Here is a 10,797-nt window from a genome sequence, read left to right as displayed (position 1 = left end):
GCCCATCCTGGGGCAGGCGTTTTTCGGCGATATCGAGCTGGGCCATGATCTTGATCCGCGACACCAACGCACCGTGCAGCGCTTTGCGCGGCGACACCACATCGCGCAGCGTGCCGTCGACGCGATAGCGCACTACGGAATGGGTTTCGTAGGGTTCGATGTGGATATCACTCGCCTCATCGCGGGCGGCCTGGGTGAGCAAGGCGTTGATCATGCGGATCACCGGCGCACCGTCCTGGGTGTCGAGCAGATCGGTGATTTCGGGCATGTCCTGCATCAGACGGTCCAGGTCCACCTCGTTCTCAGCAGCACCGACCACAGCGGCGGCACTGCCCGTGTCGGCATAAGCGCTGGCGAGCAGGCCGTCGAGTTCATCGTCGCGTACCTGCTCAATCGGCGACTCGCCAAACTGGCGCTGGACTTCACTGATGGACCAGCCGGGGGTTGAAGGGCAGACGGTGAGGAGCATGCCTTCGTCGCCGGGCCGCAGAAGGATGCGCTGGGATTTGGCCCAGGCGTAGGGCAGCAGGCTCATACCCCTCTCCCACTGGAGTACGCAGTCCAAATGTGGGAGGGGGCTTGCCCCCGATAGCGGTGGGTCAGTTTATGCAAACATGACTGACACACCCTCATCGGGGGCAAGCCCCCTCCCACATTTAGTTCTGTGTACAGCAGGCTCATGGCCGTGTACCTGCCGGAATCGCCTTCTCCACCGACGGCAACTGCGGCGCCTGCACATCCGGCATCGCCCAGCTATGCTCCGGCTGCAACCCACCTTGAGCCCGGCGCATATAGTCATAGCGATTCAACGTAATCGCCCGCCCCGCCCCACTGTCACGGATGATGTAAGGCCGCAAAAAGACCATCAGATTGGTCTTGTTCACCGCCCGCCGCTCATTGCGAAACAACGCCCCCAGCCCCGGAATGCTCGACAGCCACGGCACCGCTTCATTGCTCTGGCTGTACCCATCCTGCAACAAGCCACCCAGGACCATGATCTGCCCATCGTCGAGCAGAATACTGGTGTCGATAGCGCGCTTATTGGTGACGATACCCGCCGAGGCCGCGCTGCTGGAGGCGCGTTCGTCGATGCTGCTGACTTCCTGGTAGATATCCAGCTTGACCGTGCCGCCCTCGGAAATCTGTGGCCGCACATTCAGCTTCAAACCGACCTCTTCGCGGGTGACGGTCTGGAACGGGTTGTTGCTGGTACCGCCGCCGCCCGTCACGTAGCTGCCACTCACGAATGGAATGGTCTGGCCCACAAAAATACTCGCGGCCTCGTTATCCAGCGTCAGCAAGTTGGGCGTCGACAGCACGTTGGTGCCGCCTTTGCTTTTGAGCGCACGGGCCAACACCTTGAGGTCCATGACCTTGCCAATGCCGGGCACATCCACCGTGCCATTGATAAAGCCCAGGCTGAGCCCGCCGGGCAGCACGTCAACGCTGGTCTTGCCATTGAGGTTAAACCCCGTGCCGCCCAGGTTGGCGCCACCGATCACGCCTTTGCCGGCCAGGTCGCCGCTTTGCCACTGCACGCCGAACTCATTGGCGTCGTCCTCACCCACTTCAACGATAAGGCTTTCGATCACCACCTGGGCGCGGCGCTGGTCGAGCATGTCGATGACTTCGCGCAGGTTGCGATACAACGGTTCCGGGGCGGAAATCAGCAGGGTGTTGGTGGTCGAGTCAGCCTGGAGGGTGACGCCACCGGCACTGAACGCCACGTTTTGCTCGGGCTGTTGCGCACCGGCCTGGCTGGTCGAGTTGCTGGTTGTCTGCGCCGATTCACTGGTGCTGGTGGTACTTTGGCTGCTGCTCTGCCCGGTCTGGCTGCCCGTGGTACTGGCGCCCATCGTGCTGAGTACCGACCGCGCATTATCACCACTGCCGCTGTCGCTCTCGCCGGTCAGCAAACCGCGCAGGGTCTGCGCCAGTTTTGCCGCCTGGGCATTGCGCAGGTACACCACATGAAAATTACTCGGGTTGGCCTGGGCGTTATCGAGCTTATAGATCAGATTGCGTGCCAGCTCGGTCCGCTCTGGGCTGCCGGCGCGGATCACGATGGCGTTGGAACGGGGATCGCCCACCACCGTGATTTTCTGCGTCGGGTCGCCGCCGGCCTGCTCCAGCAGTTGCGCAACCATCTCGGCGATGTCCACGGCGATGCCGTTCTGAACCTGCACCACGTCGGTATCGATAGCACTCGGCGTGTCGATGCCTTCGATCAACTGCGCCACCCGCGTGAGGTTCTCGGCGTAGTCGGTGACCACGATGGTGTTGTTGCCCGGATAGGCGTTGATCGGGTTGTTCGGCGAAACAATCGGGCGCAGCACCGGGATCAGGTTCACCGCGTTTTCGTAGTGCAGGCGGAACGTGCGCGTGAGCATGCCATTGCCGCCAGGTTTGTCGGCACTGTAGATCGGCCCGCCCAGTAGCTTGGCATCAGCTTCGGGCACCACTTGCGCGACACCCCCCACGTCCACCACGCTGAACCCCTGCATGCGCAGCGCCGCCAGCAGCATGTCGTACGCCTGATGCGCCGGCACCTGCCCCTCGGAAACCAGCGTAAGGCTGCCCTTAACACGTGGATCCACCAGGAACTGCTGCCCGGTGGCGCGGGACAATGCCCGCACCACGGCCTGAATGTCGGCCTCGACGAAATTCAGCGTGACCGGTTGATCACCTAACGGTGTGCTCGATACCGTGCCGTTACGACCCGCGCCGCTGCTGCGCGCAGGGCTGGCGACCTTGTGCAGCGGCCGCACCTGCCGTTCGATTTGCACCTGCGCACGTTGCCTGTCCACCAGCGCGTCACCGCTGCGCGGGGTGATGGCCAGGGGCACGCCGAGTTCACTGTCCAACGGCGAATCAACGCTGGGATGCACGCTGCAGGCACCCAGCGCCAGCAACATAAACGGCGCCGCCGTCCTTACATAATGGGAACCTGACCACTTCATGAAGCTTCCTTAGCGACCTGCATCTGATCCATGCGGACGGTTCCTGAGAGAGTGCCTGCCGTGTTGTCGGGCGTGGCTTCGCCTGCACGCTGCAAATACGCCTCGACCACGTCCAGGGAAAATTGGTTTGGGTAACTCAATAACCAGCCGATCACCGCATCGGCGGGCGCAGCGTCCAGTGTCAGTTGCCAGCCCCCATCCTGGGCCTGCAAGCGGTAGTGCCCAGCCAATCCGCCGGTATCCAGGGATTGCGCCAAGGCGTGCGCAAGGTTCAGCCCGGCAGGCGGGGCTACCTCGCGCAGCAACAGTTCCAGCGCCTGACTCTGGGAACGCAGTTTCGGGGTTTCGACCTGCCAGTAGTCGAGCTGCCTGAGGGGGGGTTGGATCAATGAGGCCCAGACCAGCAGGCTGGCGAGAAACACCGTCGCGCCACTGAGCATGATTTTTTCGCGGGGGGCCAATGCGTTCCAACGCCCTCGCAACGCCACCAGCCTCTGGTTATTCATCGCTGTCTTCCTGGCTGGCATCAGGCTCAGCGGGCTCGGCCAGCGCGGTGAGCGTCCATACGCGTCCCTCGCGGCTGGCGGAGAGTCCCACCGGGCTCAATGCGGCGTGCACCGTGCTGTCTGCAACGGGAGGCGCCTCGGCCGTCATCTGCACCTGCAACTGGCGCTGGCTGAACGTCAACGCCTGGACGCTGCCGACCATGGACGGCAACGCACTGGCGGCGTGTTTTACCAGGTACGCAAAATCATGATGGGCCTGCGCTGCCCCGCCCCCTTGCCGGGCCGCCAATTGCTGACGGGCCTGTTGCAGGGGATTGAGGATCACCGGCAGCTCTGGAAATGCTTGCTTCATGCGCTGGTTCATCTGCTGTTTGAGCTGTTGCCCCTGGGCGATTTCACGGGCGGCGTAAAGGTTCAGCCCGCCGACCCAGACGCCGACGGCCAGCGCACAACAAGCCGCTGCCCTGCCCCAGCCGGCTGCCGGTGCAGCGCCCTTGCCGATGCCTGCGTGCAAACTCCAACCTGGCGCGGCGCCGCTCCAGCACTGCTGATCCACGGGCCACAGCAGCGTTTCCCCGGCAGCCGCGAGCGCCTGCAGACGGTCCTCGGCCAACGGTTCCACCGCCGCGTGGGCCTGGGTGAAACGCAGCAGTAACTGGCCGTCCACCACGCACGTACTGACCTGCCCTGCCGGCGGCACAGGCAACCGGTAAGGTGCCGGGTACAGGCCGCGAAGCTTCAGTTGATGCAGGCCGAGCAACTGGCCGACCCGATCCAGGGCGGCCTTGGGCAGCCAGCCCAAATGCACCTGCCCAGCGCTGTCCCGAGCACTGTGTGCCACATGCATCTGCTCGCTGCGCCCCAGAATCAGCGCCTGCGCAGCACAGGTGACAGCCGCAGCGGTGCGTGCCGCAGAAAGAGGTGGCAAGTCAATACGGGTGAGGATGCTGTCGGTGGGGTGAAGGAAACACTCGACGGTGTGAGCCTTGAAGGTTTGCCCGAGGCGTTCGAGGGTGCTGCTGGCGATGTGGCGGACGCTGCCGTTGCGGTCCAGTTGCGCGAACTCAAGCTCACTGTGTGACGCCAAGCCATCCAATGGCGGTAAGGCAATGCGCAGGCGCGTCATACGCCGAGCCTCGACCAGATGACCCTGGGCATCGCGTCTTCCGGGCGATACAGCAGCGCGTCCAACTGAACACGGCGCTGGTTGCGACGGGCCTGCCCGTGGAGCAGGAACCACTCACTGGTGATCCCCACATCAAGTTCATCCACGTTGAGTTTGGGCAATTGCACGCGGTTGACGAAATCGCCGCGATTGATAAACCACTGGCCTCTGTCGCGCCCCGCCACCAACTGGCTGGCCTGGGCCAGGGACAACCCCGGCACGACGGCCGCGAGGACCTCGGCACTGGCCGTGTTGCTGTTGACCCAGGTAGTCACCGGAATAATGCTGACGTATTGCTCCAACCGGGCCAACAGCGGCTCGTCGAGGCCTTCGATACCGCGCAATTGGTCAAGGCTGCGCAGCATCGGCTGGGTGGCGGGTAACGCTGGCCCCGGCAGGCCTGATGCCGACGCAACCGGCTTGCGTGGATAGCCCGCGATGAAACGTTGGCTGATGCGCTGGGCCAGACGCGCATCGACACCGATCATTGCGCACAGCCGCTCGAAACTGCGCATCTGCCCGAGATCCACCTGCTCGCGGACGACCAAATTGCGCAGATTGAACTTGCCTTGCAGGTCTTCAAGACGGCCTTCGAATTCGCCGTCCTGCGCGGTACGGATCGGGCGCGCCCAGGGCTGGTCGAGCCGGGTCAGCACATCCTGCGCGCGGGCGTCCCGGAGCAATTGCCGGCTGACTTCCAGGCCACCGAGCAGCAAGGCGCTGCCCTGCACACGGGCCTGCTCGGCCTCAAGTGAACGGGTAAACACACTCTGGCGTGTGAGCATGCCAGCGGCGATCACCGCAACCACGGCCGTGATCAGCAAAGCGCTGATTATCGCCATGCCACGCTGTTTCGCCACGGTGGGCGACGGCGGTTTCATGGCGGCGCTTAGAGCTGCCAGGATCCGATATCGGCATTCACACCGTCGCCGTCAGGCTGGCCATCGGCGCCGAGGGAGAAGATATCGACTTCGCCGTTCGCGCCAGGATTCAGGTAATGGTAAGGACGGCCCCACGGGTCGTTGGGCAGGCGCTCCAGATAGGAGCGCCAGTTGGTATTTTTGGCATCTGCGGGGCGCTCGACCAGCACCTTGAGGCCCTGGTTCATGCTGGGATAGGTGCCGTGGTCGAGGCGATACAGCTTGAGTGCCTGCATCAGGCCAGCGACATCTTGCTTCGCCGCAATCGCCCTGGCCTGGTCTGGGCGGTCAAGCACTTTAGGCACGACAATCGCGGCCAGAATGCCGAGGATGACCACCACCACCATGATCTCGATCAGGGTGAAACCTTGCTGGGCGCGGCGGGCGCGAGGCCCACCCTTGCTGCGTGCGAAATCCATATCCACCATCCTTGGCTTGATCCTAATTCGGCGCGCAGTGTAACAAAACTAACTATCTGGATAGCAAAAATAATTGGCCACTGCCGACGGCTCCGCGAGTGCTATTCTGCGGCGTGTTTTTACACCACGAGTGACCCATGGAGCTGTCGCGCAAGGAGCAAGGTTTTACGTTGATCGAGGTGCTCGTCGCCTTGGCGATCATTGCCGTGGCGATGGCGGCGGCGGTGCGCGTGGCGGGCTTGATGACCCAAAGCAATGGGTTGCTGCGCGACCGTTCGATGGCGCTGCTGTCGGCACAGAGCAGGCTCGCCGAACTGCGCCTGGAGGCGCGACTGCCCACCGGACGCAAGGCGTTCGAGTGTGACCAGGGAGCGTTGCAGTTGCGCTGCGAACAACGCATCACCCCCAGCGCCGACGGACGCCTGATGCGCGTCACCGTGCTGGTGTCGCAGCGCAAGGGCGAGGCACCGCCGTTGGCGCGCCTGGAAACGCTGCTCAACCCACCATCAGGCACACACGAATGAGCCTGCTCAGGGTTGGGTCAATCGCGGCAGCACCACCGCGTCCGGCAACGTGCTGACCTTGATGCGCTGGGGCTGCGCACCACGCTCGATCACCACGGCATCGCCTTCGATCGCGGCCAGGCGCACACCTTGGGCCAACGACTCACCCACCAGAAAACTGCGCGGTGGGCCATCGTTCAGGCTCAGAATAGCGACTGCACCCCGCGCCCCGGCCATCAACCCGGAGACCTTGATATCCACCGCCGCCGGCTGGCTGGAAAACCACTGCAATGCCGACGTATCAGGGCGTGCGGCCAACACCTGTGGCGTGACCTGCGGCACCTGGGACTCGGCCGGTGTCAGCAACACCGAAGACCAGACCAGCACACCGGCGAGCGCCGTGACCAACGCCACGGCCTGCAACAGGCGCGGCGCCGATAAAGCAAAGAAAGCAACCAAGATACAACCTCCTTGTTGTCCAGCCGGGCAGTCTACAGGAGAGCGTCACAACGAAGGAGCGTTGCGTGATGAGCAAGCACAACCAACACGGCTTCACCCTGATCGAACTAATGGTGGTGCTGGTGATCGTCGGCATTGCCAGCGCGGCGATCAGCCTGAGCATCAAACCCGACCCGTTGCAGATGCTGCGCAAGGACGCCAACCGCCTGGTCCAGACCCTGCAAATCGCCCAGGCCGAGGCCCGCGCCGATGGCCGCCCCATCACCTGGCGCGCAGACGCCAAGGGCTTTCGCTTGAGCCGTCGCAACGACGCCGGCCCAGGCCTGGATCACTTCATGAACGACCCGCAACTGCGTCCCCGCCCCTGGGAAACACCGTCCATGACGGTACGTGTCATGCCCAGACAACCGGTGGTGCTGAATGCCGAATGGTTCGCCACGCCCTTGCAGTTGCAACTCTCGGACGGCCAGCACCGCCTCACCGTGCAACGCACGGCCACCGGCCAACTACGGGTGGCGAGTGAACCATGAAAACCGACCAGCGCGGCTTCACCCTGATCGAAGTGATGGTGGCGATCATGCTGATGGCCATTGTCAGCCTGATTGCCTGGCGCGGCCTCGACAGCGTGAGCCGTGCCGACAGCCATCTGCAGGCCAGCACCGAACAGACCGAGGCGCTGTTACGCACCTTGAACCAGTTGGACCGCGACCTGGCCCTGCGCGCCAGCGTGGAACTGAGAACCCCAGCCCTGACCCCTGACGAGCAGCCCGAAGGCCCCGCCGCCATCAGCGTTCGCAGCGCCGACAATCGGGACTTTCAGTTGAACATCATCCGCAGCGCAGCGTCGCCCGAGATCGGTTTGCAGCGTGTGCGCTGGTGGTTGGACGGTGACACGCTGTACCGCGCCACCTCAGTGGCCAGGGATCGATACCCGTTACCGGCGCCGAAAAAAGCGGTTGCGGTGTTGTCCCCTGTCAGCGACCTGCAAGTACGTGTCTGGGAGCCGGGCCAAGGCTGGCGCCAGCTCGCCGGTAACCGCAAGGAAGATCCCATCGGCCTGGAGATCAACCTGACCCGCAGGACATTGCAGGGCGAGGAACGCTACCGGCTCGTCGTGGGGCCATTCCAGTAACCTCAACTGCGGGTTGAGTACGACGCCAAGGCAGGCACGCCACAGGCATTGACCGGCGGTATCCGCCCGCGCCAGGGCTGGGCACGTTCCAACTGCGCGGCCAGGGCAAAGAGCGTGGCTTCCTCACCAAAACGCCCGGCGAAGTGGGCACCCATCGGCAGGCCGGCGGCGCTCCAATACAACGGCACTGACATTGCCGGTTGCCCGCTGGCATTGAACAACGCGGTGAAGGGCGAGTAGCTGTGGAACCGCTCGATCAGTTCATCGAGGGTCAAGCGGTGGTCCTGCAGATCCAACTCACCAATCGGTGCCGGTTCGCGGGCCAGGGTCGGCGTGAGGATCAAGTCGTAATCCTGCATGAACACCGCCAACTGCCGCCCCAGCGCGTGTATCCACTCCACTGCACCGGCATACTCGGCACCGCTGACATCGCCCTTGCTGCGCAAGATGATCCGGGTGCGCACTTCAAGCTCCTCGGGCTGCACCGCAACACCGCGCATCTGGCCCAGCACGTCGAGATAGTGACGTGTACTGGCGCCGATGATGGTGAAGACCTGATCGAGAAATTCCGGCAGCGCCACCGGCAATGTCACCGGTTCAACCCGATGGCCCAGGGATTGGCACAGCCTGGCCGCCTCCTGCACCGATGCCAGCGCTTCGCTGGAGGTCGGCCAAGGTCCGAGCTGCTCCACCAGCGCAATGCGCAGCGGTCGCGGGTCACGTTGCAACGCCAAGACATAGGGCTGCGCCTGCACCGGTGCCGCATAGGGCGCACCGAGGTCGATCCCGGCCGTTGCATCCAGCAAGGCGGCGCTGTCACGCACCGACAGGGTGATCCCATGGGGCGTGCCCATGCCGGCCCAGCCTTCGCCGACCATCGGCCCGGACGGCAATAATCCGCGACTCGGCTTGAGGCCGAACACCCCACAGCAGGACGCCGGTACACGCAAGGAACCGCCGCCATCGTTGCCGTGGGCGAACGGGACCACACGTGCCGCCACCAGCGCGGCCGCGCCACCGCTGGAACCGCCTGCGCTGTGGCCGGTGTTCCAGGGGTTGCGCGTGGCGCCGAAGCGGGTGGATTCGGTGGAGTACGACGTGCCGAATTCGGGCGAAGTACTGGTCCCGGCGATCACACAACCGGCCCGGCGCAAACGCGTCACGATTTCCCCTTCAAAGTCGGCGCGAAACCCGCCCAGCGCCACGGAACCATTGGTCATCGCCGCGCCGTTGACCGGCGAAAACAGATCCTTGATCAAGGTTGGCACGCCAGCGAACACGCCTTGGCCGGGCTGCGCAGTGCGTGCAGCTTCCCGTGCAGAATCGTACAGACGCTCGGCCACCGCGTTGAGCTGCGGCTCCACCCGCTCAATACGATCAATCACGGCTTCCAGCAGCTCGCCGGGTTGCACCTCACCACGGCGGACCCACTCCGCCAGCCCGGTGGCGTCTTCGGTGTCCAACAAATTCTGGATGTGCATGTTCCTCTCCTCTTGATTACGAATGACTTGGTCCGATGGCACCGGGGACCGCTTTGCGTCGCGCATACAGGCCTGCCAGTGCCCAGACCGATGCCGCGGCAAAACTGGCCAGTGCCAGCCACTGGATGGAGGCGCGCAGGTCGCCGGCGTAGATACTCAGCAGCGCCACCACCAACGGGCTGACAAATTGGCCGAAATACAGGCAAGACGTGAACCCGCCCAGGCCGCGTCCACGTGTCCGGGCGCTCAGGGCATTCATCACCGGCGCCATTACGTTGGGCACCAGCAGCCCGGCGCCCAGGCCGTGAATCAACACCGCCACCAGCACCGCGTTGTAGCTTTGCCCGCGCATCAGCAGCCACAGCCCTGCCCCCAGCAAGGTCAGCAACAGCGCGTTGCAGCCGGCGATCCCGAGGCGTCGACGCAACAATGGCCAGGCCAGCGAACCGCCCAGGGTCGCCAGCAGGCCCAACCCCGCCGACAGCCCGATCAGCGTGCTCGACGTCACGCCCAGGCCGACCAGCAGAATCGGCGCCTGGATCGGCACGATAAAACTCAGGACCATACCGCTGAGAATCAACAGGTAACCGAGCACCAGGGGCACCACGGCAACCCTGCCCTCCTCCGGCGCGTCGAGAGACTGCTGGCGGGTTTGAGGTTCCCACAGCACCTTCATCATCAACGGCACCAGCAGCAATGGCAGCACGTACAACAGGAACGGCAGGCGCCAGGAATGCTCGCCCAGCGCGCCACCCAGCACGAAGAACAGCGAGCCCACCAGGCCGATGGTCACCACTTGCCGGTTGATGTAGCGCAGCCGTTCCTCACCGTGCCAATAGTCGGCAATCAAGGTGGCGCAACAGGTCATCACCGCCGCTTCGGCGCAGCCGAACAACAGGCGCACACCGACGATGGCCTGCAAGTTGTCCAGCAGTGCCGGCAAGGCGCCGAGCACGGCATACAACAAGGTCGCAATGACCAGCAATGCCTTGCGCCCGACCCGGTCGGCCAGCCACCCGGCCAACGGCGCGCACAGCGCAATCGCCAGCGCCGGGCCAGTGACCGCCAGCGGCACCAGCACGTCGGCGCGGGGTTCCAGCGGGCCAAACGTGGCCCCCAGCTTGGGCAGGATCGGCGCAACCATGACCGCGCCCATGACGGTCAGGCTGCTGCCGAGCATCAGCACCAGCCCTTCGCGGCGACCGCTGGCCTGCCGGGGTGCTGCACACTCAGAACGTGATGGATTCATGAC

At 64.2% G+C, this 10,797-nt stretch carries 12 protein-coding genes; 3 read left to right on the top strand and 9 right to left on the bottom strand.

Features of this window, described 5'->3' with window-relative positions; genetic code table 11:
• From EJD88_RS13125 to gspG, 6 genes are all read right to left on the bottom strand, one after another.
• On the bottom strand, nucleotides 1-535 hold a 535-nt coding region (locus tag EJD88_RS13125; protein ID WP_178121991.1), incomplete at its 3' end, for an ATPase, T2SS/T4P/T4SS family.
• 142 nt (nucleotides 536-677) lie between these two features.
• Nucleotides 678-2,960 (bottom strand): type II secretion system secretin GspD, encoded by a 2,283-nt coding sequence (gspD, locus tag EJD88_RS13120; protein ID WP_158878154.1) that lies wholly within the window; start codon nucleotides 2,958-2,960, stop codon nucleotides 678-680.
• Entirely contained in the window at nucleotides 2,957-3,466 is a 510-nt protein-coding gene (gene gspM / locus EJD88_RS13115) for a type II secretion system protein GspM (RefSeq protein ID WP_256673573.1), read from the bottom strand. Before gspM ends, gspD begins: the two co-directional genes overlap by 4 nt.
• Nucleotides 3,459-4,592, bottom strand: coding sequence for a type II secretion system protein GspL (gene gspL / locus EJD88_RS13110; RefSeq protein ID WP_158878152.1), 1,134 nt, complete (start codon nucleotides 4,590-4,592; stop codon nucleotides 3,459-3,461). Before gspL ends, gspM begins: the two co-directional genes overlap by 8 nt.
• On the bottom strand, nucleotides 4,589-5,512 hold the full coding sequence (gene gspK / locus EJD88_RS13105) for a type II secretion system minor pseudopilin GspK (RefSeq protein ID WP_158878151.1): 924 nt from the start codon (nucleotides 5,510-5,512) through the stop codon (nucleotides 4,589-4,591). Before gspK ends, gspL begins: the two co-directional genes overlap by 4 nt.
• Before the next feature lie 8 nt (nucleotides 5,513-5,520).
• On the bottom strand, nucleotides 5,521-5,970 hold the full coding sequence (gene gspG, locus EJD88_RS13100; RefSeq protein WP_099585038.1) for a type II secretion system major pseudopilin GspG: 450 nt from the start codon (nucleotides 5,968-5,970) through the stop codon (nucleotides 5,521-5,523).
• A 137-nt stretch (nucleotides 5,971-6,107) separates the two neighbouring features.
• Between gspG and gspI the strand changes: the two genes are divergently transcribed.
• The gene (gene gspI, locus EJD88_RS13095; RefSeq protein WP_158878150.1) at nucleotides 6,108-6,494 is read left to right on the top strand and encodes a type II secretion system minor pseudopilin GspI; all 387 of its coding nucleotides are present in this window, start codon (nucleotides 6,108-6,110) and stop codon (nucleotides 6,492-6,494) included.
• A gap of 6 nt (nucleotides 6,495-6,500) precedes the next feature.
• Here gspI and EJD88_RS13090 read toward each other — a convergent pair whose 3' ends face one another.
• Nucleotides 6,501-6,932, bottom strand: coding sequence for a type II secretion system protein N (locus EJD88_RS13090; protein WP_158878149.1), 432 nt, complete (start codon nucleotides 6,930-6,932; stop codon nucleotides 6,501-6,503).
• 68 nt (nucleotides 6,933-7,000) lie between these two features.
• Between EJD88_RS13090 and gspH the strand changes: the two genes are divergently transcribed.
• Together gspH and EJD88_RS13080 are read left to right on the top strand one after the other, a co-directional pair.
• Nucleotides 7,001-7,462 (top strand): type II secretion system minor pseudopilin GspH, encoded by a 462-nt coding sequence (gene gspH / locus EJD88_RS13085; RefSeq protein ID WP_158878148.1) that lies wholly within the window; start codon nucleotides 7,001-7,003, stop codon nucleotides 7,460-7,462.
• The gene (locus tag EJD88_RS13080) at nucleotides 7,459-8,064 is read left to right on the top strand and encodes a prepilin-type N-terminal cleavage/methylation domain-containing protein (RefSeq protein WP_158878147.1); all 606 of its coding nucleotides are present in this window, start codon (nucleotides 7,459-7,461) and stop codon (nucleotides 8,062-8,064) included. The genes gspH and EJD88_RS13080 overlap by 4 nt, the downstream gene beginning before the upstream one ends.
• A gap of 2 nt (nucleotides 8,065-8,066) precedes the next feature.
• Here EJD88_RS13080 and EJD88_RS13075 read toward each other — a convergent pair whose 3' ends face one another.
• Together EJD88_RS13075 and EJD88_RS13070 are read right to left on the bottom strand one after the other, a co-directional pair.
• The gene (locus EJD88_RS13075; protein ID WP_158878146.1) at nucleotides 8,067-9,545 is read right to left on the bottom strand and encodes an amidase; all 1,479 of its coding nucleotides are present in this window, start codon (nucleotides 9,543-9,545) and stop codon (nucleotides 8,067-8,069) included.
• A gap of 16 nt (nucleotides 9,546-9,561) precedes the next feature.
• Nucleotides 9,562-10,794, bottom strand: coding sequence for an MFS transporter (locus tag EJD88_RS13070; RefSeq protein WP_158878145.1), 1,233 nt, complete (start codon nucleotides 10,792-10,794; stop codon nucleotides 9,562-9,564).
• Nucleotides 10,795-10,797: the final 3 nt, after the last annotated feature.

The sequence above is a fragment of the Pseudomonas sp. PB105 genome (assembly GCF_009764655.1).
Lineage (GTDB): Bacteria > Pseudomonadota > Gammaproteobacteria > Pseudomonadales > Pseudomonadaceae > Aquipseudomonas > Aquipseudomonas cyclaminis.
The sequence above is the reverse complement of the archived record's forward strand: the minus strand, read 5'-3'. Positions and strand labels throughout refer to the sequence as shown.

Bases quoted from the DNA above. Each gene is read 5' to 3' on its own strand.
- EJD88_RS13080 (WP_158878147.1), top strand. From the start codon at position 7,459: ATGAAAACCGACCAGCGCGGCTTCACCCTGATCGAAGTGATGGTGGCG.
- EJD88_RS13075 (WP_158878146.1), bottom strand. From the start codon at position 9,545: ATGCACATCCAGAATTTGTTGGACACCGAAGACGCCACCGGGCTGGCG.
- gspK (WP_158878151.1), bottom strand. From the start codon at position 5,512: ATGAAACCGCCGTCGCCCACCGTGGCGAAACAGCGTGGCATGGCGATA.
- gspH (WP_158878148.1), top strand. From the start codon at position 7,001: ATGAGCAAGCACAACCAACACGGCTTCACCCTGATCGAACTAATGGTG.
- gspM (WP_256673573.1), bottom strand. From the start codon at position 3,466: ATGAATAACCAGAGGCTGGTGGCGTTGCGAGGGCGTTGGAACGCATTG.
- EJD88_RS13070 (WP_158878145.1), bottom strand. From the start codon at position 10,794: ATGAATCCATCACGTTCTGAGTGTGCAGCACCCCGGCAGGCCAGCGGT.
- gspI (WP_158878150.1), top strand. From the start codon at position 6,108: ATGGAGCTGTCGCGCAAGGAGCAAGGTTTTACGTTGATCGAGGTGCTC.
- gspG (WP_099585038.1), bottom strand. From the start codon at position 5,970: ATGGATTTCGCACGCAGCAAGGGTGGGCCTCGCGCCCGCCGCGCCCAG.
- gspL (WP_158878152.1), bottom strand. From the start codon at position 4,592: ATGACGCGCCTGCGCATTGCCTTACCGCCATTGGATGGCTTGGCGTCA.
- gspD (WP_158878154.1), bottom strand. From the start codon at position 2,960: ATGAAGTGGTCAGGTTCCCATTATGTAAGGACGGCGGCGCCGTTTATG.